The organism is Acidovorax sp. AC410, from assembly GCF_979253235.1.
Genome location: NZ_CEEDCG010000001.1, coordinates 5,812,744 through 5,835,437, shown reverse-complemented (window position 1 = coordinate 5,835,437; position 22,694 = coordinate 5,812,744). Strand labels below are relative to the sequence as shown.

Below are 22,694 nucleotides of genomic sequence, written 5' to 3'. Positions count from 1 at the left end.
AGAAATCGGCTGGCACTGCTGGCAGGGGCGCAGCACGCGCCGGCGCAGAGGTCACCGCCGCGGCAGCAAAAAAAGACCGCAGTGCTCCACGAATGGGCAGGGGGCTGCGGGGTGGTGTGCTGCTACGTCAGTGCTCGCGCAGGCGCTTGTGGGGCCCGGGATGCAATGCTCTCGTTGCGTCGAGGATAGCATGTGACCGCCTTGCACTGGCTTACACGCGCGATATGACGTGCGTATAAATGCGTAGGATGGGGCAGCGCCGCACCACATCAGTGCATTTGGCGGCCCCGCAGTCCCTTGCGCGTCAGGCCAGCAGAGCGCGTACGCGCTCCAGGTCCTGCAGAGTGTCCACGCCCGGGCCGGGTGCGGTGTCCGTGACATGCACGGCAATGCGGTGGCCGTGCCACAGCGCGCGCAGTTGCTCCAGCGCTTCCATGATCTCGGTCGGGGCCTGCGGCAGGGTGGGAAAGGCGCGCAGAAAGCCTGCACGGTAGCTGTAGATGCCGATGTGGCGCAGCGGGGCAAAGCCGGCGGGCACGGTGGCCGGGCCATTTTCCCACCAGGCTGTGCCCGCATGGTCGCGGGCCCACGGGATGGGGGCGCGGCTGAAGTAGTGCGCCAGGCCCCGGGCATCGAGCACGACTTTCACCACATTCGGGTTTTCATAGTCGGCCAGGGTGTGGATGGCGTGGGCCGCCGTGCCCATGCTGGCCTCGGGCCGCGCCGGCAGCAGCGCGGCCACGGCATCGATGAGGCCGGGGTCCATCAGCGGCTCGTCGCCCTGCACGTTGACGACGATGTCGTCGCCCGCCAGGCCCAGTTGCTCGCAGGCCTCGGCCAGGCGGTCGCTGCCACTGGCATGGTCGGTGCGGGTCAGGATGGCCGGCACGCCGTGTGCCTGGCAGGCCTGCAGCACGCGCGCGTCATCGGCCGCCACCACCACGCGGGCGGCGCCACTCAGCGCGGCGCGCTGCGCCACGCGCACCACCATGGGCAGGCCGGCAATGTCCGCCAGAGGCTTGTCCGGCAGGCGGCTCGAAGCCATGCGTGCCGGAATCACCACGGTGAAGGCTTGAGGGGCGGCCACCGGGGTCACGCCTCGATTTCTTCGTCGGTCAGCGTGCGCGCCTCGTTTTCGAGCAGCACGGGGATGCCGTCGCGCACTGGGTAGGCCAGGCGCGCGCTGCGCGAGACGAGCTCCTGGTGCTCGCGGTCAAAGGTCAGTGGGCCCTTGGTGACGGGGCAGACCAGCAGTTCAAGCAGTTTGGGGTCCATGGCGGCAGCTTTCCGGGAGAAACGGGGTTCGGTCAAGAATCAAGGGGCGATGATAGCGAGGGCCTGGGCAGCAGTGCCGCCAGCCGGGCATCCACCGCGGCGAAAAATGCCGGGTCCAGGCCCACCTCCAATGGCACGGCCAGGGCATCGGGGCGCAGTGGCCAGAGTTTCACGGCGTCCTTGGCCGTACACAGCAGGGGCAGCTGTCCGCCCTGCGTTGCGCCATCCCCATCGCTCCAGCCGGTGAAATCGTGGTGGTCCGGCAGGGCTGTGGTGCGCGCCAGGGTCAGCCCCTGGGCCCGCAGCATGGCAAAGAAGTCCCCGGGCCGGGCAATTGCCGCCACGGCATGCACGGGCTGGCCGCGCAGCGATGGCAGGGGCAGGCGGCTGCCATCGGCGTGCAGGGCGTGGTCGGCCAGGCCACGCCGCAATGCAAACGCGGGTGCCGGGCCGGCAGGGGCTGGGGCGGTATCGGGGTGCAGCACCCAGTCCACCGCACGCGGCCAGGGCTCGCGCAGCGGCCCGGCAGGCAGCAGAAAGCCGTTGCCCACGCCCTGGTCGTTGAAGACGCAGACCTCCAGGTCGCGCTGCAGCGCCAGGTGCTGCAGGCCGTCGTCGCAGATGAGCACGTCGGTACCCGGGTAGCGCGCCAGCAGCGCGCGCGCGGCGGTGGTGCGCTGGCGGTCCACGAACACCGGCACGCCGCAGCTGCGCGCGATCAGGGCGGGCTCATCGCCGACCTCGCTGGCCGGGCTGTCGGCCAGCACCTCGCGGCAATCGGTGGTGCTGCGGCCATAGCCGCGCGAGATGACCCCCGGCCTGAGCCCCCGGGCCTTTAGGTGTTCCACCAGGGCCATCACCACGGGGGTCTTGCCAGCGCCGCCGGCAATCACGTTGCCCACCACGATGGTCGTTCGCCCGGGGTGTTCGGAGCGCAGGGTGCCGTGGCGGTAAAGGGTCCGGCGCAACCGCACCAGGAGGCTGTAGGGCAGGGACACTGGCCACAGGGCCCAGGCGACGAGGCCCCGGGATTGCCAGGCCCGTACCAGGCCGGCAGAAGGGGGCGGCGGCTGCGGCCCGGCGGCAGCCATGTCCGCTAGCGGCCGCCGTTGCCTGCGCGCGCGCCAGCCGACGACTGGGTGGCGAACGTGATCTGCGTGAGGCCCACGCGGCGCGCAGCCTCCATCACCGTCACCACGGCCTGGTGGGGCGACATCGCATCGGCGCTGATGATGACCACGCTGTCCTTGCCGATGGCGGCGGCGGCTTCGCGCAGGGCGCGGGCCACGGCGTCGACGCTCTTGCCGTCCACGCCGGTCTTGTTGACCGCATAGCGGCCATCCGCCGCCACTGCCACCACGACCTCCTTGGGGTGGTCGCGCTGCTGCTCGGTGTCGGCCACGGGCAGGGTCAGCTGCAGTTCGGTGAACTTGCTGTAGGTGGTGGTCAGCATCAAGAAGATGAGGATCACCAGCAGCACGTCGATGAACGGGATCAGGTTGATCTCGGGTTCTTCCTTGGTGCGGGGGCGGAAGTTCATGGCCGCCCCGTCACTTCTTGTGGCGCAGGATGTGGCGCACGAACTGCTCGGATGCCAGTTCCAGGGTCAGCAGGTAGGCGTCCACGCGGCCGCGGAAATAGCGCCAGAAGATCAGCGCCGGAATCGCCACGATCAGGCCGAAGGCCGTGTTGTACAGGGCGATCGAGATGCCGTGCGCCAGCCGGGCCGGGTTGCCCCCGCCCATGGCCTGGCCCACGCCGCCGCTGCCGACCTGGGAGCCGAAGATCTCGATCATGCCGATGACGGTGCCCAGCAGCCCGAGCAGAGGCGCTGCCGAGGCGATGGTGGCCAGGGCGGCCAGGTATTTTTCGAGCCGGTGGGCCACGGAGCGGCCCGTGCCTTCCATGGCCGCACGCAGGTCGGCCTCGCTGCACTGCGGGTTGCTGTTGAGAGTGCGCAGGCCACTGGCCAGCACCTCGCCCAGGGCCGAGTTCTGGGCCAACTGGTTCACCACGTCGGGCGTGGGCAGGCTTTTCGACGAGACGGTGATGGCTTCATCGAGCAGCTTGGGGGGGGCTACACGGGCCGTCTTGAGGGCCACGAAGCGTTCGATGACCAGGGCCATTCCGAGGATGGAACACAGGATCAGCGGCCAGATGGGCCAGCCTGCGGCTTGTATGATGGACAGCAAATCTCTCTCCGCGCAGTGAGGGGCAATCGGTGATTATGGCCCAGCTTTTTGACCGCCCATGGTCACAAACCGTTACCTTGCCGTGTCCATTCCGTGACCGAATCGTCACCCACAAAATCTGTGGATAACTTTGTGGGCAACCGGGCTGTCCAGGCCCGCAAAGTGGCTTGGCGCCGTGCTTGCAACAGATTGATGAAAAATTGCGCAGTGAAAAATCCTTATAAATCAATGACTTGCACGTGTTTGTGTGGCGTTCGAGGCGAGAATGCTTCTCAGGCAATGTGGGGCGCTGCATCGCCGTTTCTGTGGAAGACTCGGTCTGCCAATGGGGCGCCAATGGCCGCCGTTGCTCATGTTTGAACGTACAAACCCCATGGTGGCGCCCCGCGTATGGGAAGTTGGCGCGCTGTGCCGCGCCATTGCTGATGCGCTGGAGGCGCGCTTCAATCCTGTCGCGGTGCGCGGCGAGATCACGGGCTTCTCGCGCGCATCCAGCGGGCATTGTTATTTCTCGGTGAAGGACGCCCAGGGCCAGTTGCGTTGCGCCATGTTCCGCCGCGCCGCCAGCCTGCTTGACTTTTCGCCGCGCGATGGTGAATTGGTGGAGGTGCGTGGCAAGCTCGGCGTGTACGAGGCCCGCGGCGATCTGCAGTTCATTGTGGAAAGCATGCAACGCGCGGGGCAGGGCGCGCTGTTCGAGCAGTTCCTGCGCCTGAAGGCCCAGCTCGAGGCCGAAGGCCTGTTCGATGCGGCCCGCAAGCGGCCACTGCCTGTGCAGCCGCGCGGCATCGGCCTGGTCACATCGCTGGGCGCTGCCGCACTGCACGACGTGGTGACGGCACTGCGCCGCCGGGTGCCCCATGTTCCCGTGGTGCTGGCGCCGGCCCAGGTGCAGGGCGCGGCGGCGCCGCAGTCCATCGTTTCGGCATTGAACCGGCTGTACCGGCTGGCAGAGCAGGGGCCGTCGGTCGGCCAGCCGCACATCGACACCATCCTGCTGGTGCGCGGTGGTGGTTCCATCGAGGACCTGTGGGCCTTCAACGACGAGCACTTGGCCCGCACCATCGTGCAAAGCCCGGTGCCGCTGGTCAGCGGCGTGGGGCACGAGACCGACTTCACCATCGCCGACTTCTGTGCCGACCTGCGCGCACCCACGCCCACCGCCGCAGCCGAACTGGTGGCCCAGCCGCGCGAGGTGTGGCTCGGTGCCCTGGAACTGATCGAAGGGCGCATTGCCGACGGGCTGCAGCGCCAGCTGGACGCCCGCCACCAGCGCCTGGACCAGGCCGCAGCCCGCCTGGGCCGCCCCTCGGGCCTGGTTGCGCGCGAACAGATGCAGATGGCGCGCATGGCCCAGCGCATGCGCCACGCCGTGCTGCTGCGCCTGCAACGCATGGAGCAGGCCCAGCAAGCAGCCGCAGCCGCCTTGCCGGTACAGGTGCAGCGCCGCATCGACAGCCTGCGCGAACGGGTGGACCGCGCCGCGCTGCGCCTGGAGCTGCTGGACCCACGCCTGGTACTGCAGCGCGGCTATGCGCTGCTGGCCGATGCGGATGGCCGCGCGGTGACGAGCGTGCGCCAGGTGCATCCAGGCGACGCGCTGCGTGCCACACTGGCCGATGGTGTCGTGGATGTCACCGCCGCGTCGCAGGCGCGTTTGCTGTAGGACAATTGCTGCATTGTCATGGACGGCGACGAATCGTTGCACCCTTCGCTGCACAGGTCACACGTTCTTCCTACAATGCCCGTTCACCCGCAGGAACGCCGCGTGAACCCCATCGCGCAGCGGGCCCACCACAATTCAAACCACCACGAGGAAAACACCATGGAACACACCCTTCCCCCGCTGCCCTACGCCATCGACGCCCTGGCTCCGAACTACAGCCAGGAAACGCTGGAGTACCACCACGGCAAGCACCACAATGCCTACGTGGTGAACCTCAACAACCTGCAAAAGGGCACCGAATTCGAGACGATGACCCTTGAGGAAATCATCAAGAAGTCCAGCGGCGGCATCTACAACAACGCCGCCCAGATCTGGAACCACACCTTCTTCTGGAACTGCATGGCCCCCGCCGGCGGCGGCGAGCCATCGGGCGCGCTGGCCGCGGCCATCACCGCCAAGTGGGGCAGCTACGCCGCCTTCAAGGAAGCCTTCGTCAAGAGCGCCGTGGGCAACTTCGGTTCGGGCTGGACCTGGCTGGTGAAGAAGGCCGACGGCAGCGTCGACATCGTGAACACCGGCGCCGCCGGCACGCCCCTGACCACCGCCGACAAGGCCCTGCTGACGGTGGACGTGTGGGAACACGCGTACTACATCGACTACCGCAACATGCGCCCGAAGTTCGTCGAGACCTTCCTGGACAAGCTGGTCAACTGGAAGTTCGCCGAAGCCAACTTCGCCTGATTGCCTGGGTGCAATCCATCTGCCTGTTCAGCGGGCAGAAAAGAAAAACGGCCCTCGGGCCGTTTTTTCATGGGCGCAGGCCACTCACTTCTTCGCGAAGGGGGCGCCGCCGAGCTTGAAGCCGGCCTTGATGCCCTTCTTGGCAAACCAGCCCTGGTTCATCTCCAGCACAAAGCGCACGGGCTTCTTGGAGCAATGCGAATCGAGGGTCTGCGGCTTCATGTCCTCAAGGTTGACAATGGTGCCGTCGTCCGCGACAAAGGCGGCCGTCAGCGGCAGCAGCGTGTTCTTCATCCAGAAGCACTGCTGGCTGGGCTGCTCGAAGACGAACAGCATGCCTTCGTGCTGGGGCATCTCGGGCCGGTTCATCAGGCCGATCTGGCGCTCCAGCGGCGCCAGCGCCACCTGGGCGTCGATGCGGTGCATGCCGGCAGAGAGTTCCACGCGCTGCAGGTTCAATTGGGGGCCTTCCTGGGCGCGGGCGGTGGGTGCCAGGGCGGCGAGCGATGTTGCCAGCACGGCAGCCAGAAGGAAGGGGCGGCGAAATGATGGGGTGGAAGTGGCGGGGCTCAGGCTGGGCATGGACAGGGTTCTTTCGATGGGAAAGACAACGGGCACCAGAAACAAAATCGCCCGCGGTTGCGGGCGATTTTGAAGCAAACCGGAAGGGTGGGGGTCAGAGATCCGCACAAACCCCCAGGCGCATCAGGCAGCCGCCTTCTTGGCGTGCTTCTTGGTCTTCTTTTGTGCCACTTTCTTGGACTGCTTGTGCGCAGGTGCCGCCTTGGCCGTGGGGGCAGGGGCTGCCGCGGGAGCAGCTGCTGGGGCGGGTGCGGCAGCAGGGGCGGCTGGAGCCTGTGCGAAAGATGCACCGGCAGAGAACAGACCAGCCATCAGGACAGCGAGGAGTTTTTTCATATATGCCATTTCCTAGACGAACTATCGGGTTGAGGGCTTCGCAAAAAATTCACGAAGCTCCACCTGCAACGATAGCAGCCTGCACACGGTTGACAGGGGTTTCCGGCATTTTTTTGTCTATAGAATCTTTGCGGTTGGCGGCACTTCCCCGTGCCCGCCCTCTTGTGTTTCAGATATCCAACGGAGACCACTGCCCATGACCAGCTACCAGCACATCAAGGTGCCTGCCCAAGGGCAGAAAATCACCGTCAATGCCGACATGTCCCTGAACGTGCCGGACGAGCCGATCATCCCTTTCATCGAAGGCGATGGCACGGGCCTGGACATCACGCCGGTCATGATCAAGGTGGTCGATGCCGCCGTGGCCAAGGCCTATGGCGGCAAGAAGAAGATCCAGTGGATGGAGGTCTATGCGGGCGAGAAGTCCACCAAGGTCTACGGCCCCGACGTGTGGCTGCCCGAAGAGACGCTGGCCGTGTTGCGTGAGTACGTGGTCTCCATCAAGGGGCCCCTCACCACGCCCGTGGGCGGCGGCATCCGCTCGCTCAACGTGGCCCTGCGCCAGGAGCTCGACCTGTATGTCTGCCTGCGCCCCGTGCAGTACTTCAAGGGCGTGCCCTCGCCCCTGAAAGAGCCCGAGAAGACCAACATGGTCATCTTCCGTGAGAACTCGGAAGACATCTACGCCGGCATCGAATTCGAAGCCGAATCCGACAAGGCCAAGAAGCTCATCAAGTTCCTGCAGGAGGAGATGGGCGTCAAGAAGATCCGCTTCCCCAACACCTCGGGCCTGGGCGTCAAGCCCGTCTCGCGCGAGGGCACCGAGCGCCTGGTGCGCAAGGCCATCCAGTACGCCATCGACAACGACAAGCCCAGCGTGACCATCGTTCACAAGGGCAACATCATGAAGTTCACCGAGGGCGGGTTCCGCGACTGGGCCTATGCCCTGGCGCAAAAGGAATTCGGCGCCGAGCTGATCGACGGCGGCCCCTGGTGCAAGTTCAAGAACCCCAAGACGGGCAAGGACATCACCATCAAGGACAGCATCGCCGATGCCTTCCTGCAGCAGATTTTGCTGCGCCCCGCGGAGTACTCCGTGGTGGCCACGCTCAACCTCAACGGCGACTACATCTCCGACGCGCTGGCCGCGCAGGTCGGCGGCATCGGCATCGCGCCGGGCGCCAACATGTCCGACTCGGTGGCCTGCTTCGAGGCCACCCACGGCACGGCCCCCAAGTACGCCGGCAAGGACTATGTGAACCCCGGCTCCGAGATCCTCTCTGCCGAGATGATGCTGCGCCACATGGGCTGGATCGAGGCGGCCAACCTGATCATCAGCTCGCTCGAAAAGTCGATTGCGTCGAAGAAGGTCACGTACGACTTCGCGCGCCTGATGGACGGAGCCACGCAGGTGAGCTGCTCGGGCTTTGGACAGGTCATGATCGACCACATGTGATCGTGTTTTGCCGGGTTCCTCGAGGACCTGGAAAGCCGGCCCGTCACCAACGTGGTGGCGGGCTTTTTTTGTGGCCTGTCCGGCGCCACCGGTGCCAGGCGCTACGCCACCGGCAGGCTCGCCACCACCCGGTTGCGCCCCAGGCGTTTGCCTTCGTACAGCGCCTTGTCGACGCGGTCGATCATGGTGTCCAGGGATTCCCCATACCGGGCCGTCGCCACGCCGAAGGTGGCGGTGATGTGGATGTGGACGCCATCCGCTGCCAGCGGGGCGCCGTCCAGGGCGCTGCGCATGCGTTCGGCGCAGGCCATGGCGGCGACCTCATTGGTCTGGGGCAACAGCAGCAGCAATTCTTCACCGCCCCAGCGGCAGTGCACATCGCCCGCCCTCGCGCATTGCCGCAACAGTTCTGCCGCGTGCTTGAGCGCCTCGTCGCCGACATCGTGTCCATGGAGGTCGTTGATGGACTTGAAATGGTCCAGGTCGGCCATGATCACGGCGAAGTCATGCCGGTGCCGTGACATTCCCTCCTGCATGGCCTGGCTGGCTTCGTAGGCAAAGCGCCGGTTGAACATGCCCGTCAGCGGGTCGCGCACCACCAGTTCCTGCAGGCGCGACTGCTGCAGGCCTACGAGGTGAAAGTAGCTCGACATCAGCGCTGCGATGGCCAGGCCGATGCCTGCCAGATTCAAAGCCATCAGTGCTGCCGCCGCCTGCCGGCCTTTGGCGGGATCGGCGGCGAGGCTGGCCCCCAGGCGGGGTGCCCACCACTCGATGGCCACCACGGCGGTGATCAGTGCGGCGGCGATCCACCATTTGGTGCGGGCACGGATGCGGCCACTGACCATGGCCACGGAAACGAGGGCAAAGAGGACAAGGTGAAAGCCCGCGTCCGCGCCGACCTGCACGGACAGGTGGATGGTGTTGGCAATGCTTGCCCCGGCCATGCCGATGGTGGCCGCCAGGAACAAGGGAAAAGGCTTTTCCGGTGCAAAGCAGGGGCGCAGCACCAGGGCCAGCACGCCCACGGCGGCGCTGGACCACCACAGCGGTATGCCATGCCAGAGCATCACGCCCGTATGCGCCGCGCAGATGGCACCGATCATGAGTGCCCCCACGCTGACGATGCGCCGAAACAGGGTGCGGATCGTACGGGTATCGAACTGATCGTGGGGAACGGTGCCAACCATGCGTTCGTTATCCCACAGGCGGCAGGCCGAGGCCAGATGAAAACCCCGCAGCGGGCCCGCGGTTCAAAGTTGATGACATTCCCACAGGGATGGCCGGCTCCGGTTGCGGGGCAAGGCGGCCCGGGTGCTGCTGCCCTGTCGAAACGGGTTGGGGGATGCCCTGGGTGCCGCAGTTCAATCCCTGCTCCCGTTCACTCCGCGCTGGCAGTGCCCAGTGTGGCCAGGGCTTCGGCGTCCAGCGTGAGCTGGCTGGCCTTCACCAGGTCCTGCAGCTGCGCCAGCGAGGTGGCGCTGGCGATCGGTGCCGTGATGCCCGGCTGCACGATCTGCCAGGCCACGGCGACCTGGCCCGGCGTGGCGCCCAGGCGCGCGGCCACGGTGTCCAGCGCGGCCAGGATGCGCAGTCCGCGTTCGTTGAGGTATTTGGCCGTGGTGTTCTTGCCCCGTGCGCTCTTGGCGGCATCGGCCTCGGTGCGGTACTTGCCGGTCAGGAAGCCTGCGGCCAGCGCGTAGAAGTTGATCACGCCCACGTTGTGCTCCACGCACAGCGGCTGCAATTCCTTCTCGAACACGGCGCGGTCGTACAGATTGAACAGCGGCTGCAGGCTTTCGTAGCGGGCCAGGCCCAGGCGTTCGCTGGTTGCAAGGGAATCTGCCAGGCGCGCCGCCGTGAAGTTGGAGGCGCCGATGGCGCGCACCTTGCCGGCCTTGATGAGGTCGCTGTAGGCGCCCAGCGTGTCCGCCAGGGGCACCGTGGCGTCGTCGTCGTGCGACTGGTAGAGGTCTATGTGGTCGGTCTTCAGGCGCGTGAGCGAGGCGTCCACCGCCTGGCGGATGTACTCGGGGCGCAGGCCCACCTTGCCGTCGCCCATGTCCTTGCCCACCTTGGTGGCCAGCACGATGCGGTTGCGCTTGCCGTTCTGCTTGAACCAGCGGCCGATCACCGATTCGGACTCGCCGCCCGTGTGGCCCGGTGCCCAGCGCGAATACACGTCGGCCGTGTCGACGAAGTTGAAGCCGGCGTCCACCCAGGCATCGAGCAGCCGGAACGAAGTGGCCTCGTCGGCCGTCCAGCCGAAGACGTTGCCGCCAAAACACAGAGGGGAAACTTGCAGGCCCGAGCGGCCAAGGGGACGAAGGTTCATGGAATGGGGTTCCTGGGATGGGGATGCGGGGGACTGTTCGGAAGCATTGTTGCTGCTTTTTTTGAGTCCTGCTGGGGACAGCGCCCTTCGTGCGTGCGATGGGGGCAGGCCTGTGCGTGATGTTGTTCACGGCGGTGGCGTCTGCCAGCCTGTCGGCCTATGGACTTCGGTGCTGTGCAAGGAGGACACTTCGCCCAGCCTGCAGGGAACCCGTGCCTTGCAGGCGCCAGAGGCTGTCTACACGGGGATATCTGGCAAGCCGGGGTACGCAGAGCTCCTGGTCTACGCCTTCACCGGAGAAACCATGATGCGATCATCAATCAGGCGCTTTGCAGCGCTGGCACTCGGCGTATCGGTTGCCGCCAGCGCCCAGGCGCAACTGTCGGTACGTCCCTCCAGCCGCGACGCGGCGCGGCAATGGCTTGAAAGCTCGTTCCCAGCCCTTTTTCCGCCCGGTGCCGGGCAGGACGGGATGGCCGGGCCCTATGCCTACCGGTTCTACCCTTCGGTAGGCAATGCCTTTGCCTTCAGCGATGGCCGGTTTCTCGTGGCCAGCCAGACCCAGACCGCAGGGCAGATCGTGGACCTGACGGCGGCCATGTGCCAGCTCAACGCCGCGCTGTGCGAGACCACGTCCGTGCCTCCCCCCGGCTCGGGCACCGGCGCCGCGTCGGATTGCTTCAACCCGGTGCTGCTGCAGCAGGGCACGACCTACCGCTGGGACTGGCAGTCCAGCGACGGCGCCGTGCAGTTCAGCACCGAGGGGCGCATCAATGGCCCGGCCAGTTTTGCAGGGCAGACGGGCGTGATCGAAACCGAGCGCACCGTGTCGGTGGGCCGGGCCGGGGCGCCCCCATTCACCTCCCGCGTGCGGGAGTACGAAAGCGTGGAGAACACGCCGCAGGGGCCCGTGCTGCTGCGCTACGGAAGCATCGTGCTCATGGACGTGCCCTTGGCGGGTACCCGAACCACGATCGTGAACACCCCGGTGAACCGGATCCGCGATTTTTCGTTGGCCGTGAACGAGAGCTACACCTTGAACGAGGTGCGGCAAACCACCATGGAAATACCCGGATTGCCAACCCAGACGAGCACCGTCCGCGAAGCGCAGACCTTTACCTACCGAGGCCAGGAAAGCGTCACAGTACCGGCCGGTACCTATACGGCCTGCAAGTTCGAATGGACCAATGGCGCGCGCGTGTCGGCAGGGTGGACGGCCAAGGGCAGCGGCCTGCCCCTGGTGATCACCGGCGACGATGGCGCGGGCAACCCCATCACGCTGTACATCAAGTCCAGCTCGCACATCAACGGTCACCCCATATAACCCAGGGCGCCGAGCAGTGCACCGCCACCCAGCATCCACAGCAGGTGCAGGCGTGTCTTCCACACCAGCAGCATGGTCACCACCGTGGCCAGCCACAGCGGCCAGGCGGTGGCCAGGCCGCCATGGGCCTGGGCCAGCACCCAGGTGGTGGCCAGCAGCAGGCCGATCACCACCGGCACCATGCCCTGCTTGAAGGCGCGCACGCCGCGCCGTTCGCGGTTGCGGTGGCCCCAGCGCGTGGCCAGCCAGGTCAGCAGGCTGCTGGGCAGCATCACGCCCAGCATGCACAGCCCCATGCCCAGGGCGCCCAGGGCCCAGCCCAGCGGGCCGGCGCCGCCCGCGTTCAGGCCCACGTTCCAGCCCAGCAGGGCGATGAAGAGCACGTTGGGCCCGGGCGCGGCCTGGGCGATGGCAATCGAGGCGTTGAACTGCGGGTCGGCCAGCCAGGCCTGCTTTTCGACCAGGAAGCGGTGCATGTCGGGCGCGGTGGCAATCGCGCCGCCCACGGCCAGCAGCGACAGCGACATGTAGTACAGGAACAGCTGCAGCCAGTCGGCCCAGCCCAGGCTGATGGTGGCGCCGGTCATGGGGCGAGCTTTCGCCAGGTGAGCAGGCAGGCCGTGCCACCCAGGAGGGGCAGTGTCCACACCAGCGGCCAGCGCAGCACGGCCATGGCCACCACCGTGAGCACCGTGACCACCGAGCACACGATGGGCCCGAGCGGGTGGGTGCGCAGCGTGGCCGAGAGCTTGAGGCCCGTGCCCGCGATCAGCCCGGCCGCCACCGCGCCCATGCCACGCAGGGCGCCGGCCACAGCTGGGTGGCTGGCGAACTGGGCATACACCACGGCCAGCGACAGCACCAGCATGAGCGGAAACAGCAGCATGCCGGCCAGCGCTGCCAGCGCACCGCGCCAGCCGAAGTAGCGATCGCCGATGGTGATGGACAGGTTGACCACGTTGGGGCCGGGCATGATCTGGGCCACGGCCCATTCCTCAACGAACTCCTCGTTCGTCATCCAGCGTTTGCGCTCCACCAGCTCGCGCTGCACCACGGCCAGCACGCCGCCAAAGCCCTGCAGCGCCAGCCAGGTGAAGGACCAGAACAGGTCGGTGCAGTTGCGCGGGGCGGGGCGCGGCTCTGCCGGTAGTGGCTGGATGGGGGAGGGCGGGGTGGCAGGGGCCATGGAAAGCTGGGCAGGGGCAGGGCGCCATCGCGGCGCTACCCCGTGATGTTAAACGTCTCGCAGATGGGTATGCTGGCGCCTTCCCGCATCCTGAACCATTCCCGACATGAAACTCATCCGTTACGGACAACCCGGCGCCGAGCGCCCCGGCCTGCTCGACGCCCAAGGCGTGCTGCGCGACCTGTCGATGCTGCTGACCGACCTGGGTCCCGCCCAGCTCAACCCGCGCACCCTTGCAGCCCTGGCCGCCATCGACGCCACCCGCCTGCCGGCCGTGGAAGGCGCGCCGCGGCTGGGCAGCCCCGTGGGCGGCGTGGGCAAGATCGTCTGCGTGGGCCTGAACTACGCCGATCATGCGGCCGAGGCCGGCATGCAGGCACCGGCCGAGCCGGTGCTGTTCATGAAGGCCGTTACCTCGCTGAGCGGCCCGAACGACGAGCTGCGCATTCCCCCCGGTTCGCAGAAGACCGACTGGGAGGTGGAGCTGGGCATGGTCATCGGCACACGCGCCAGCCATGTGGACGAGGCAGCTGCACTGCAGCACGTGGCGGGCTATGTGCTGGCCAACGACGTGTCCGAGCGCTCCTGGCAGATCGAGCGCGGCGGCCAGTGGGTCAAGGGCAAGAGCTATGACAGCTTCGCGCCCATCGGCCCCTGGCTGGTGACGCCCGACGAGGTGGCCGATCCGCATGCGCTGGACCTGTGGCTGGAGGTGAACGGCCAGCGCGTGCAGAACGGCAACACGCGCAACTTCATTTTCGGCCTGCCCAAGGTGATTGCGTACATCAGCCAGTTCATGACGCTGGAGCCCGGCGACATCGTGCTCACCGGCACGCCCGCCGGCGTGGGCCTGGGCCAGAAGCCCGCGCCCTGGTTCCTCAAGCCCGGCGATGTGGTGCGCCTGGGCGCCACGGGGTTGGGCGAGCAACGGCAGGTCTGCACGGGCGGCTGATGCGCGCCGGGTAGTAGGGCGGGCACAACGCGCAGGGTAGATGCGCTTGCCGCAGGCGAAGCCGGGCGTGGATACTCTGGCCTGTGCCGTCCGCCCCTTCCCACCATGCCTCGACCGTGCTCACCCGCCTGCGCAACCGCTTTGGCCGCCGCACGCTGTATGCCGTGCTGTGTGCCCTGCTGTGTGCGCTGGCCTTCTTCGAGGTGACCTCCTGGCACAAGCTCGATGCCCTCGACAACCGGGTGGGGGATGCGCTGCTGCGCTGGCATGCGGACAGCCGCACGCCGCCGGATGACATTGTGGTGGTCGACATCGATCAGTTCTCGCTGGTCGATCCGCAGATGCTCGACGTTGCCGGCAAATGGGTGTGGCCCCGGGTGATCCATGCGGAAATGATTTCGGCGCTGGCGGCCCAGCAGCCAAGGGCCATCGTTCTTGATCTGATCCTGACGCAGGCCGATCGCTTCCGACCCGAGAACGATGCGGAGCTGGCCAAGGCGCTGGCGTTCGAGCATGCGTTCATCCCCATGGTGCTGATGGAAGACACCGAGCAGAAGGCGCCGCTCACCATGGCGCCGCCTGCCATGGGCATACGCCCCCTGGCGAATGCCAACCCCGACGCCGCCTACGGCATCGAAGGCCCCCTCTCTCTGCCGGCGGAGGTCTGGCGCACCGGCTACATCAACTTCGTCAAGGACCGTGACGGCATAGGCCGCCGCACCGAGATCGGCCGCGAAACCCAGGGCTGGTGGATTCCGCACATGATCGGCCGGGTGGCCGATGCGCTGCAACTGCCGCAACCCAAGAAGCCGGGCTTCCGGCTGAACTGGTACGGCACGGACTTCACGCGCATTTCCTATGCCAAGGCCTACCTAGCCACCCAAACGGGTGATCGCAAGCTGCCGTTCGATGCGCGCGGCAAGATCATCGTGATCGGAGCCACGGCCAGCGGCATCCTGGACTTCGTGCCCACGCCCATGGATGCCACCACGCCAGGGCCTTTCGTGCTGGCGACGGGGCTGGCCAACCTGCAGAACAACGAGTGGCTGCGTGAGGCTCCCGACTGGGTGAATCCATCCCTGGTGATGTTGCTGGTCTGCGGGCTGGCCCTGGCTTTCGTGGTGCGTGTATCACCCACTTGGGTGGTCATGGGCTATGGGGCTCTCACTGCGGCTGCCATCGGGGGCAGCGTCTTGGCATTGCAGGAGGCCCAGGTGTACTGGATGCCGGTGTCCTCCCTGGTGCTGGGCGCCGTGGCACTGCTGGCCTTTGGGTTGCTCTCCTCGCGGCTGGAGATGGGGCAACGGCGCCACGTGCAGGCCATGTTCTCGCGCTTCGTGGACCCGCGCATCGTGCAGGATCTTTCCGAGGCGGCCCAGGTGGCCGAGGCCGAGGTCTCGGCCAGCCGCGAGATCACGCTGCTGTTCTCGGACATCCGGGGCTTCACCAGCCTGTCGGAGCACCGCAAGCCCGAGGAGATCGTGAACATCCTCAACCGCTACTTCGAGATGCAGGTGGAGGTGATCTTTCGCTACCAGGGCACGCTCGACAAGTTCATCGGCGATGCCATCATGGCCTTCTGGGGGGCGCCCATCGCCCAGCCCAACCATGCCGTGCTGGCGGTGGAGGCGGCGCTAGGCATGGCCGACGCGCTGCAGCGCTTTGCCGACGACATGGCGCGCGAAGACCCCACCGCCAAATTCGACATCGGCATCGGCGTGCACACGGGTTCAGCCGTGGTCGGATTCCTGGGCACTTCACGCCGGCTGGACTACACCGCAATCGGCGATGCCGTCAACCTGTGCAGCCGCATCGAAGGTTGCACAAAAGGCATAGCCCGGGTTTTGGTTTCCGAGTCGACAAGAGCACAATGTGGGGAAACATTTGTTTTCATTGACCGCGGCGATTTCGAGGTGAAAGGCCGCGACCAGGCGGTGCGGCTTTTCGAGCCGCAGCGCAGGTCCAGTGGAGGGGCGCCGGAATGATCTGGCGCGTAGGTATCGTCATAGAGAGGAGAAGGAAAGTGAACACATCATTCGTGGGCCTGTTGAAGGGCCTGCTCATTGCGCTGCTGCTGGGGCTGGGCCTCGGCGCTCACGCCCAACAGTTGGAAGTCACCGTGGCCACCGAGTTGCGCGCGACGCCGGCGCTGGACGGCAAGGTCCTGGTCAAGCTGGCCAAGGGCAACAAGCTCGAACAGACCTCGGCACAGGAGGGCTGGGTCAAGGTCAAGTTCGGTCGCACGGAAGGCTGGGTGCGCGTGACCCATGTGAAATCCCTGGAAGCTGCGGCCCCGGCCGCGTCCGCCCCCGCCAGTTCGGGCACCAACCTTGCGAGCATGTTCTCGGCGCCGAGCAACCGCCCCACGGCGACCACGGGCACCCGAGGCCTCACCAAGGAACAGATCGCCAATGCGCAGCCCGCCCCGGCTGAAATGGAACAACTCGAGAAGTACGCCATCAACATGGGCCAGGCCGAGCAGTTTGCGCGCAGCGGCAAGGTTGTGGCGCAGAAGATTGACGCTTACACCGGAGCAGAAAAATGAAACTCCAACGCTTGAAGGCCGCCGCGCTGGTGCTGGCTGCGGTCGTATTGCTGACCGGTTGTGAAACCATGCCGCAGGCTGGCGGCTCCGGAGGCTTGAATGTTCTGTCGTCCGCCCTGGGCGGAGGTTCCGGCGGCGGTTCGCGGGTCGGGGGCATCATGGATGTCGTCCAGGGCGCTTCCGCTGCATTCAAGGACTATTCGCCAGAAGAGCAGCGTGCCATGGGCAATGACTTCGCGTCAGTGCTCCTGGGTGCGCGCCCTTTGCTGAAAGACGCGGCCGTACAGCGCTACGTGAACCAGGTGGGCTGGTGGGTCGCCGCGCAGGCTGAGAAGCCCAAGGACAAGGACGGCAAGGACATCCAGTTCGCCTGGCGCTTTGGCGTGATCGACTCCGATGCCGTGAACGCCTACGCCACACCCGGCGGCTTCGTGTTCGTCACCGTTGGCCTGATGCGCCAGCTCAAGTCCGAGTCGGAACTGGCCGGTGTGCTGGGCCACGAGATCGCCCACGTGACGCGCGGCCACTACCTGGCCGCCATCAAGAAGGGCGGCTTTGCCCAGGCCGCTGGCGGCGTGGTGCAGGCCCGCTCGGGCAATGCCATGGTGAGCTCCGCCATGGTGGGCCTGGTGCGCAACCTGTACACCAAGGGTCTGGACCAGTCGGACGAGTTCGATGCCGACCGCCAGGGCGTGCTCTACGCCGCCCGGGCCGGCTACGCACCCATTGGTCTGCCCACGGTGCTGAACATGTATGCGGCCACGGGCTCTGGTTCCAACCAGGCGTATGAAGTGCTGTTCTCGACCCATCCGGCCCCCAAGGACCGCCTGGAGAAACTGCAGCCCTTCATGTCCAGCAAGTTTGGCTCGGCCGCAAACGTGAGCAACGAAGCCCGCTACGAAGCCATCAAGCGCCAGCTGCGCTGATGCTTCCAGGGCGGTGATTCCGCCCATGGCAAAAGCCCCTGCCGTGCATTGCAAGGCAGGGGTTTTTCATTTCGGGAGGCGCAGCCGCTCAACCCATCTTGCCCTTGAACCTATTCCCCGCATCGCGCCACCCCGCCTGCTCGGGGGACTTGACCTGGAAGGCCTTGATGTCGGCCTGGCTCTCGAATTTCACCTTGAAGATCTTGAAGCTGGCCTGGGTGGCGTAGTCGACGAAGTACCAGGTGGCATCCCCGTGGGCCTGGGGCTCATAGGCGGCCTCGTACCAGCACAGGTCGGCCTGGCTCTCGTGCGCCACTTCGCAGACGGTCGCATCGGCCTGGTGTTCGTACTTGGTGACCAGAATCTTCGCCATGGGGAGTTCCTCTTCATGCACTGGGGACGGGGCCAAAGGCCGCGCAGGCGGCAATGCCTTGTGTCGCCAGTGCAAGGTTATCCAAAAAACCGTGAAAAATTCCACAGAACCGACAGGCGTCACATCTGGACACCTTGTCGGTGGATTTCCGTCTTTTTCAGCGCACCGAAGTGGCTACTCCACCTGTGCCGTCTCCACGAAGATCAGCTCGCACGAGTTGGCGCCCGAATCCGAGCGGGTGAGCGAGCTGGTCCAGCGCCAGCCGCCGGGGTGCGTGACTTCCACCAACTGGCCGGTGATGCGGATGAAGTGGCCCTTGCGCGCCTTTTTGAGCGCCCGCTCGACGGCCGCGTTGGCCGGGATCAGGTGCATGTTGGCCGATGACTCGATGATCTCCTGCAGGGGGATCGGCGGCTGGTTGGACCAGGAATAGCGGTACCAGCGCCCGCCCTGGGTGATGTTCAAGGGTTCGTACACGGCCGGCTCGGCCATGCGCCGCCAGCCCAGGGCCAGGTCCACGGGGGACAGATCGGCTTCGCGTCCAAAGGAGTAGTCTTCGCGCCCCAGCACCCGGGCGCGTATGGCGAACTGGGCGAGCGGCTTGACCTGGTATCCCTGCAAGGCGAACGGGGCGGTGCTGGTGGAGGTCTGCTGCGGCACGTCGGCAAACACCTGCTGCGTGGTCGACTGGCCCTGCAGCCGCTTGTCCACCCGGCCCACGCGCAGCTTTTCGACGGCGAAAAAGCCGATGAGCAAAATGATCGCCAGCAGGACAACGGTCTTGAGTCTCATGGAAGGTTCTTGCGGCGGCCAATGCAGAAGGTGTGCGGAAATAAATGTAACGCGAGGCTGCACATTTTGCGCAATTGGCTGACAGGGCGCGCGTGCCTGGCCCTCCACACTGCAGCCATCGCTCGCCACAAAGGCCCATCGCCATGCCATTTTCCTTCTCCCCGACATCGCGTCCCTGGCCGGCGCTGCTCACCGGCACGGTGCTGGCGGCCAGCCTGGCCGCCTGCGGTGACACCGCCATCCTCTCGCCCGAGCAGGGCATGGGCAAGTCACCCACCTTGCCGGCGCCCAACAAATCGCTGATTCCCACGCTGCACATCGCCCCCGCCAAAGGCTGGCCCGAAGGCACCATGCCCACCGCCAGCCTGCCGGGCCTGTCGGTCACGCCGCTGGCCACCGGCCTGGACCATCCGCGCTGGGTGCTGGTGCTGCCCAATGGCGACGTGCTGGTGGCCGAGAGCCAGGCGCCGCCCAAGGGCGAGGGCGCGCCGTCGGGCGGCGTGTTTGGCGCCGTCCGGGGCTGGGTCATGAAGACCGTGATGGGCAAGGCCGGCTCGGGCAAACGCCCCTCGGCCAACCGCATCACGCTGCTGCGCGACGCCGATGGCGACGGCAAGGCCGAAACCAGGAACGTGTTCCTGCAGAACCTGAACTCGCCGTTCGGCATGGCCCTGGTGGGCAATGAACTGTATGTGGCCAATGCCGATGCGGTCGTGCGCTTCCCGTATGAAGCCGGGCAGACCAGCATCACCGCCGCAGGCACCAAGCTGGTAGACCTGCCCGGAGGCCCCATCAACCACCACTGGACCAAGAACCTCATCGCCAGCGCAGACGGCAGCAAGCTCTACGTCACCGTGGGCTCCAACAGCAACGTCGGCGAGAACGGCATGCAGGCCGAAGAGGGCCGTGCCGCCATCTGGGAGGTGGACCGCGCCAGCGGCAGCCACCGCATCTTTGCCAGCGGCCTGCGCAACCCCAACGGCCTGGGCTGGGCGCCGGGCAGCGGCGCGCTGTGGACGGTGGTCAACGAGCGCGACGAGATCGGCAGCGATCTGGTGCCCGACTACCTCACCTCGGTGAAGGATGGCGCCTTCTACGGCTGGCCCTACAGCTACTACGGCCAGCATGTGGACGAACGCGTGCAGCCGCCCCGGCCCGACCTGGTGGCCAAGGCCGTGGTGCCCGACTATGCCCTGGGCTCGCACGTCGCGCCGCTGGGCCTGGCATTTGCACAAGGGCCAGCCCTGGCGCCGCAACTGGCCAGCGGCGCCTTCGTGGGCGAGCATGGCTCGTGGAACCGCAAGCCGCGCAGTGGCTACAAGGTGGTGTTCGTGCCCTTTGCCGATGGCCAGCCTGCAGGCCTGCCCATCGATGTGCTTGCGGGCTTCGTGAGCCCGGACGGAGATGCCTATGGCCGCCCGGTGGGCGTGGCCATGGATGCGCGCGGGGGCTTGCTGGTGGCCGATGATGTGGGCAACGCCGTCTGGCGCGTGGGGGCTGCCGCGCCCAGGTAGCGCGGCATTCAGCGCATGCCCACCGCTTGCAGTGCCTTCTGCAGCGTGATCCGGAAGACGGTGTGCTGGTAGGGGTCGGCAATGACCACCGCGTGGGTGGCCCGGCCGTCGCTGAGCGTGAAACCGTTGGTGTACGCGCTGATGTTGACCAGTGCGTCGAGAGCCAGGGCAAAGGACTTGTGGTCGCCCGCGAAGATGACGCGCTCGTCAGTCACTACCAGCTCCCCGGTAGCGACGATGAGGGCCTCGTTCACTGCCATGCTGGTGGCATTGCCGCGGTGGTTGGTGCCCACGCCAAACAGTTGCGGGTGGCTGGTGCCCGTGGTCTCGGTTTCGTAGCCCACGGTGTGGACTTCTCGCAGCCCGGCCTCGACCGCTGCATAGGCGACTTCTCCGGGCCTCACCAAGGCCTGGCGCGGAACCATGGGCGTCAGGGGCTGTTCCTGCAGCCGTGCCAGGGCTTGCTGCTCTCGGGCTTTGCGCATCTTGATGCCGCGCGCGCTCACCACCAGAAAGAAGCCCAGGGCACCCGCGATGCCCCAACAGAGGGCCACGCCGATCACGGCCTGCAAAAGCGTGGCACTGGGGGAATCTCTCCCTGCAGCCACAGCCGCATCCAGTTGAACGGCACCAGCGCAAGGATCACCACGATGACCCACGAAACCATTCTGCCGATGCCCATTGCGCTCCCTCGCTCCGTTGTTGCTGGTCAAGGCATGAAGTCTACCGGCGCGCGCTGGCGCCCCGGATTGATCAGGCCTCCACCGAATCGACCAGCTCGGTGGGGAATTCGCCGGGCATCACCACCTCCAGCATCTCCACATCCTCGCTGTGCCCCAGTTCGCGGTGGCGTATGCCGGGTGGCTGGTACACGCAGGAGCCGGCTTCGAGCCGCACCACGCCCTGGCCCTCGTATTCGAACTCGATCCAGCCCTTGAGGATGTAGACGAGCTGGAAGCTCGTGCGGTGCAGGTGCGGCTGGCTGGAGAACTCGGCCCCGCCCGCCGCACGGATCACGTGGGCCACCACGCGCCCTTCGGTCGCGCTTTTGATGCCCAGGTCGCGGTACTCGAAGAACGAGCGCAGCCCGCGCTCGAAGGCGGCGTGGGCGGCGTGCGTGGCCACGAAGGTGGAGGCTGGATTGGCTGGGGTGTTGTCCATGGCGAGGTGTCTCCGTGTTTTTTCAAAGCCAGGTGTCGTGGGTCGGCACCTCGGCGGGGAACATGTTGATGTACTGCACCAGGCGTGGGCGGGTTCCGCGGTTGGGGCTGGCACCATGCGGCAGGGCCTGGTGCCAGATCACGAGGTCGCCCGCACCCGCGCCGATGGGCGTGGCGCCCAGGGCCTGGAAATCCTGGCGGCGTGGATCGGCCCCGGGTGGCAGGCGGGCCAGCCAGTCGCCCACCGTTCGGTGCAAGCCGGGCACCACGGTGAGCGCGCCCTGTTCGGGCGGGGTGTCGGTGAGGTACAGGATGCCCTGGGTGCAAAAGGGGATGGGCTGGGCCAGGCTCACATCCCAGTGCAGCCCCTGGGCGCCATAGACATGGCCCGGGCGCTCGGGCACGTTGAAGCCGCAGCGGTCGGTGCTGCGCCACAGATCGGCCGTGCCCCACAGCTGGGCAAAGGCCTTGTGGATGCGCAGCGACCGTCGGTTGCGCTCGAAGGCCGGGTGCTGGAACAACTGCAGCATGATGTTGCGCGGTGCATGGGGGTACCAGGACTCCGGATCGTCCGGTGTGGCGCGCACCGCATCCCAGACCACCTGCGCGGCAGCCGCGCTGTCGTCGGCCGGCACGGCCTGGCGCACGACCACGTAGCCATGTTCTTCCCAGTGCGCCAGGTCGGCGGCATCGAGCACGGGCGGCATGGCGTCGATCCGGGCATGCAGGTCCACGATGACATCGGGCGGTGGGCCGCCATCGACCAGGGCCTGGATGCGTGCCACGGTGGCGGCATCGGGTGCGCCCGCCGTGCGCACGATCCAGTCCTCGAAGCTGGCGAAGTCCGGGGCCTCGTGCAGCACGTACTGCATGCTCTGCTCCAGCCCCACGCCCAGTGCGGCGAGCACGAGCTGGGTGCGGTGGGCTTCTTGCGGGCCTAAGCCGGCCTTTCCCTGGCGCGCGGCCATCCAGCTGGACCAGCAGCGCTTGAGGTAGGGCACCTGCAGGGTGCCGCCGTCATGGGGCGGGCAAAGAGTTTCGGCGGAATTCAGGGCAGGGGGCATGCAAGGACCAGAGGCAGGCGGCTGTGCGGAAACTCCTTTGTATCACCTGCGCGGATCCGGCCAAGCGATAGATCCTGCCCTGGTGGCTACTGGGGTACGAATCCGCTTTGCGCCGCCAGTGCGGCCAGGGCCCGGGGGGCGTTTGCATGCGCCACCTGAACGTGTCGCCCAAGGGCTACCGCGAACGCTTTGCGGCGGCGGCTTGACGGCCCCCGGCGACGCAGGCAAAAAAATGCCGCCTCTGGGGGCGGCTTGGGAGGGGCTTACCTTGGAGA

At 66.6% G+C, this 22,694-nt stretch carries 25 protein-coding genes; 9 read left to right on the top strand and 16 right to left on the bottom strand.

Annotated features, from left to right (window positions below):
* Positions 1-304: 304 nt before the first annotated feature.
* From kdsB to AC0IZS_RS27045, 5 genes are read right to left on the bottom strand one after another with little or no spacing between them, the layout of a single operon-like run.
* Positions 305-1,087 (bottom strand): 3-deoxy-manno-octulosonate cytidylyltransferase, encoded by a 783-nt coding sequence (kdsB, locus tag AC0IZS_RS27065; protein ID WP_471638508.1) that lies wholly within the window; start codon positions 1,085-1,087, stop codon positions 305-307.
* A 5-nt stretch (positions 1,088-1,092) separates the two neighbouring features.
* Positions 1,093-1,275, bottom strand: coding sequence for a Trm112 family protein (locus AC0IZS_RS27060; protein WP_057203154.1), 183 nt, complete (start codon positions 1,273-1,275; stop codon positions 1,093-1,095).
* A 32-nt stretch (positions 1,276-1,307) separates the two neighbouring features.
* A complete protein-coding gene (lpxK, locus tag AC0IZS_RS27055; RefSeq protein WP_471638507.1) occupies positions 1,308-2,366 on the bottom strand; it encodes a tetraacyldisaccharide 4'-kinase in 1,059 nt (352 codons plus the stop codon).
* Positions 2,367-2,371: 5 nt separating this feature from the next.
* Positions 2,372-2,815 (bottom strand): ExbD/TolR family protein, encoded by a 444-nt coding sequence (locus AC0IZS_RS27050; protein WP_471638506.1) that lies wholly within the window; start codon positions 2,813-2,815, stop codon positions 2,372-2,374.
* 10 nt (positions 2,816-2,825) lie between these two features.
* On the bottom strand, positions 2,826-3,467 hold the full coding sequence (locus AC0IZS_RS27045) for a MotA/TolQ/ExbB proton channel family protein (RefSeq protein WP_471638505.1): 642 nt from the start codon (positions 3,465-3,467) through the stop codon (positions 2,826-2,828).
* Between the two features lie 352 nt (positions 3,468-3,819).
* On the opposite strand from AC0IZS_RS27045, the gene xseA reads away from it, so the two are divergent.
* Complete coding sequence (gene xseA, locus AC0IZS_RS27040) at positions 3,820-5,133, top strand: exodeoxyribonuclease VII large subunit (protein ID WP_471638504.1); 1,314 nt, start codon at positions 3,820-3,822, stop codon at positions 5,131-5,133.
* Positions 5,134-5,292: 159 nt separating this feature from the next.
* Positions 5,293-5,874 (top strand): superoxide dismutase, encoded by a 582-nt coding sequence (locus AC0IZS_RS27035; protein ID WP_322592304.1) that lies wholly within the window; start codon positions 5,293-5,295, stop codon positions 5,872-5,874.
* 84 nt (positions 5,875-5,958) lie between these two features.
* Here the strand turns inward: AC0IZS_RS27035 and AC0IZS_RS27030 are convergent, their stop codons facing one another.
* A complete protein-coding gene (locus AC0IZS_RS27030; RefSeq protein ID WP_471638503.1) occupies positions 5,959-6,456 on the bottom strand; it encodes a DUF192 domain-containing protein in 498 nt (165 codons plus the stop codon).
* Between the two features lie 123 nt (positions 6,457-6,579).
* Positions 6,580-6,792 carry a hypothetical protein gene (locus AC0IZS_RS27025; RefSeq protein WP_471638502.1) on the bottom strand — a complete coding sequence of 71 codons (213 nt, stop codon included), beginning with the start codon at positions 6,790-6,792 and terminating at the stop codon, positions 6,580-6,582.
* A 196-nt stretch (positions 6,793-6,988) separates the two neighbouring features.
* Between AC0IZS_RS27025 and icd the strand changes: the two genes are divergently transcribed.
* Positions 6,989-8,248 carry an NADP-dependent isocitrate dehydrogenase gene (icd, locus tag AC0IZS_RS27020; RefSeq protein WP_471638501.1) on the top strand — a complete coding sequence of 420 codons (1,260 nt, stop codon included), beginning with the start codon at positions 6,989-6,991 and terminating at the stop codon, positions 8,246-8,248.
* A 101-nt stretch (positions 8,249-8,349) separates the two neighbouring features.
* Here the strand turns inward: icd and AC0IZS_RS27015 are convergent, their stop codons facing one another.
* Entirely contained in the window at positions 8,350-9,438 is a 1,089-nt protein-coding gene (locus AC0IZS_RS27015) for a GGDEF domain-containing protein (RefSeq protein WP_471638500.1), read from the bottom strand.
* Between the two features lie 191 nt (positions 9,439-9,629).
* Positions 9,630-10,583, bottom strand: a complete 954-nt coding sequence (locus AC0IZS_RS27010) for an aldo/keto reductase (protein WP_471638499.1) — start codon at positions 10,581-10,583, stop codon at positions 9,630-9,632.
* Positions 10,584-10,890: 307 nt separating this feature from the next.
* Here AC0IZS_RS27010 and AC0IZS_RS27005 point away from each other — a divergent pair, with 307 nt between their 5' ends.
* Positions 10,891-11,907, top strand: a complete 1,017-nt coding sequence (locus AC0IZS_RS27005) for a hypothetical protein (RefSeq protein ID WP_471638498.1) — start codon at positions 10,891-10,893, stop codon at positions 11,905-11,907.
* Here the strand turns inward: AC0IZS_RS27005 and AC0IZS_RS27000 are convergent.
* Complete coding sequence (locus tag AC0IZS_RS27000; protein WP_471638497.1) at positions 11,895-12,494, bottom strand: chromate transporter; 600 nt, start codon at positions 12,492-12,494, stop codon at positions 11,895-11,897. The genes AC0IZS_RS27005 and AC0IZS_RS27000 overlap by 13 nt on opposite strands.
* A complete protein-coding gene (locus AC0IZS_RS26995) occupies positions 12,491-13,093 on the bottom strand; it encodes a chromate transporter (protein WP_471638496.1) in 603 nt (200 codons plus the stop codon). The genes AC0IZS_RS27000 and AC0IZS_RS26995 overlap by 4 nt, the downstream gene beginning before the upstream one ends.
* A gap of 106 nt (positions 13,094-13,199) precedes the next feature.
* Here AC0IZS_RS26995 and AC0IZS_RS26990 point away from each other — a divergent pair, with 106 nt between their 5' ends.
* The 4 genes from AC0IZS_RS26990 to AC0IZS_RS26975 all read left to right on the top strand — a co-directional run bounded on the left by AC0IZS_RS26990 (position 13,200) and on the right by AC0IZS_RS26975 (position 17,516).
* Positions 13,200-14,045, top strand: a complete 846-nt coding sequence (locus tag AC0IZS_RS26990) for a fumarylacetoacetate hydrolase family protein (protein ID WP_471638495.1) — start codon at positions 13,200-13,202, stop codon at positions 14,043-14,045.
* Positions 14,046-14,161: 116 nt separating this feature from the next.
* The gene (locus AC0IZS_RS26985) at positions 14,162-16,030 is read left to right on the top strand and encodes a CHASE2 domain-containing protein (RefSeq protein ID WP_471638494.1); all 1,869 of its coding nucleotides are present in this window, start codon (positions 14,162-14,164) and stop codon (positions 16,028-16,030) included.
* 38 nt (positions 16,031-16,068) lie between these two features.
* Positions 16,069-16,590 (top strand): SH3 domain-containing protein, encoded by a 522-nt coding sequence (locus AC0IZS_RS26980; RefSeq protein WP_471638493.1) that lies wholly within the window; start codon positions 16,069-16,071, stop codon positions 16,588-16,590.
* On the top strand, positions 16,587-17,516 hold the full coding sequence (locus AC0IZS_RS26975; RefSeq protein ID WP_471638492.1) for a M48 family metalloprotease: 930 nt from the start codon (positions 16,587-16,589) through the stop codon (positions 17,514-17,516). Before AC0IZS_RS26980 ends, AC0IZS_RS26975 begins: the two co-directional genes overlap by 4 nt.
* A gap of 88 nt (positions 17,517-17,604) precedes the next feature.
* Here the strand turns inward: AC0IZS_RS26975 and AC0IZS_RS26970 are convergent, their stop codons facing one another.
* The gene (locus AC0IZS_RS26970; protein ID WP_471638491.1) at positions 17,605-17,889 is read right to left on the bottom strand and encodes a 7(1) septoil knot domain-containing protein; all 285 of its coding nucleotides are present in this window, start codon (positions 17,887-17,889) and stop codon (positions 17,605-17,607) included.
* A 174-nt stretch (positions 17,890-18,063) separates the two neighbouring features.
* Positions 18,064-18,681: a hypothetical protein gene (locus AC0IZS_RS26965; protein ID WP_471638490.1), complete on the bottom strand. Its 618-nt coding sequence runs from the start codon at positions 18,679-18,681 to the stop codon at positions 18,064-18,066.
* A gap of 143 nt (positions 18,682-18,824) precedes the next feature.
* Here AC0IZS_RS26965 and AC0IZS_RS26960 point away from each other — a divergent pair, with 143 nt between their 5' ends.
* Positions 18,825-20,195, top strand: a complete 1,371-nt coding sequence (locus AC0IZS_RS26960; protein ID WP_471638489.1) for a PQQ-dependent sugar dehydrogenase — start codon at positions 18,825-18,827, stop codon at positions 20,193-20,195.
* Positions 20,196-20,203: 8 nt separating this feature from the next.
* Here AC0IZS_RS26960 and AC0IZS_RS26955 read toward each other — a convergent pair whose 3' ends face one another.
* The 3 genes from AC0IZS_RS26955 to AC0IZS_RS26945 all read right to left on the bottom strand — a co-directional run bounded on the left by AC0IZS_RS26955 (position 20,204) and on the right by AC0IZS_RS26945 (position 22,419).
* Positions 20,204-20,749: a hypothetical protein gene (locus tag AC0IZS_RS26955; RefSeq protein WP_471638488.1), complete on the bottom strand. Its 546-nt coding sequence runs from the start codon at positions 20,747-20,749 to the stop codon at positions 20,204-20,206.
* Between the two features lie 199 nt (positions 20,750-20,948).
* The gene (locus AC0IZS_RS26950; protein ID WP_471638487.1) at positions 20,949-21,356 is read right to left on the bottom strand and encodes a cupin domain-containing protein; all 408 of its coding nucleotides are present in this window, start codon (positions 21,354-21,356) and stop codon (positions 20,949-20,951) included.
* Between the two features lie 22 nt (positions 21,357-21,378).
* A complete protein-coding gene (locus tag AC0IZS_RS26945) occupies positions 21,379-22,419 on the bottom strand; it encodes a phytanoyl-CoA dioxygenase family protein (RefSeq protein ID WP_471638486.1) in 1,041 nt (346 codons plus the stop codon).
* Between the last annotated feature and the right edge of the window lie 275 nt (positions 22,420-22,694).

Coding starts and splice junctions, on each gene's coding strand:
- AC0IZS_RS26990 (WP_471638495.1), top strand. CDS start 13,200: ATGAAACTCATCCGTTACGGACAACCCGGCGCCGAGCGCCCCGGCCTG.
- xseA (WP_471638504.1), top strand. CDS start 3,820: ATGTTTGAACGTACAAACCCCATGGTGGCGCCCCGCGTATGGGAAGTT.
- icd (WP_471638501.1), top strand. CDS start 6,989: ATGACCAGCTACCAGCACATCAAGGTGCCTGCCCAAGGGCAGAAAATC.
- AC0IZS_RS27030 (WP_471638503.1), bottom strand. CDS start 6,456: ATGCCCAGCCTGAGCCCCGCCACTTCCACCCCATCATTTCGCCGCCCC.
- AC0IZS_RS27005 (WP_471638498.1), top strand. CDS start 10,891: ATGCGATCATCAATCAGGCGCTTTGCAGCGCTGGCACTCGGCGTATCG.
- AC0IZS_RS26960 (WP_471638489.1), top strand. CDS start 18,825: ATGCCATTTTCCTTCTCCCCGACATCGCGTCCCTGGCCGGCGCTGCTC.
- AC0IZS_RS26970 (WP_471638491.1), bottom strand. CDS start 17,889: ATGGCGAAGATTCTGGTCACCAAGTACGAACACCAGGCCGATGCGACC.
- AC0IZS_RS26965 (WP_471638490.1), bottom strand. CDS start 18,681: ATGAGACTCAAGACCGTTGTCCTGCTGGCGATCATTTTGCTCATCGGC.
- AC0IZS_RS26995 (WP_471638496.1), bottom strand. CDS start 13,093: ATGGCCCCTGCCACCCCGCCCTCCCCCATCCAGCCACTACCGGCAGAG.
- AC0IZS_RS26945 (WP_471638486.1), bottom strand. CDS start 22,419: ATGCCCCCTGCCCTGAATTCCGCCGAAACTCTTTGCCCGCCCCATGAC.
- AC0IZS_RS26975 (WP_471638492.1), top strand. CDS start 16,587: ATGAAACTCCAACGCTTGAAGGCCGCCGCGCTGGTGCTGGCTGCGGTC.
- lpxK (WP_471638507.1), bottom strand. CDS start 2,366: ATGGCTGCCGCCGGGCCGCAGCCGCCGCCCCCTTCTGCCGGCCTGGTA.
- AC0IZS_RS27010 (WP_471638499.1), bottom strand. CDS start 10,583: ATGAACCTTCGTCCCCTTGGCCGCTCGGGCCTGCAAGTTTCCCCTCTG.
- AC0IZS_RS27035 (WP_322592304.1), top strand. CDS start 5,293: ATGGAACACACCCTTCCCCCGCTGCCCTACGCCATCGACGCCCTGGCT.
- AC0IZS_RS27025 (WP_471638502.1), bottom strand. CDS start 6,792: ATGAAAAAACTCCTCGCTGTCCTGATGGCTGGTCTGTTCTCTGCCGGT.
- AC0IZS_RS27000 (WP_471638497.1), bottom strand. CDS start 12,494: ATGACCGGCGCCACCATCAGCCTGGGCTGGGCCGACTGGCTGCAGCTG.
- AC0IZS_RS27050 (WP_471638506.1), bottom strand. CDS start 2,815: ATGAACTTCCGCCCCCGCACCAAGGAAGAACCCGAGATCAACCTGATC.
- AC0IZS_RS26950 (WP_471638487.1), bottom strand. CDS start 21,356: ATGGACAACACCCCAGCCAATCCAGCCTCCACCTTCGTGGCCACGCAC.
- AC0IZS_RS27015 (WP_471638500.1), bottom strand. CDS start 9,438: ATGGTTGGCACCGTTCCCCACGATCAGTTCGATACCCGTACGATCCGC.
- AC0IZS_RS27060 (WP_057203154.1), bottom strand. CDS start 1,275: ATGGACCCCAAACTGCTTGAACTGCTGGTCTGCCCCGTCACCAAGGGC.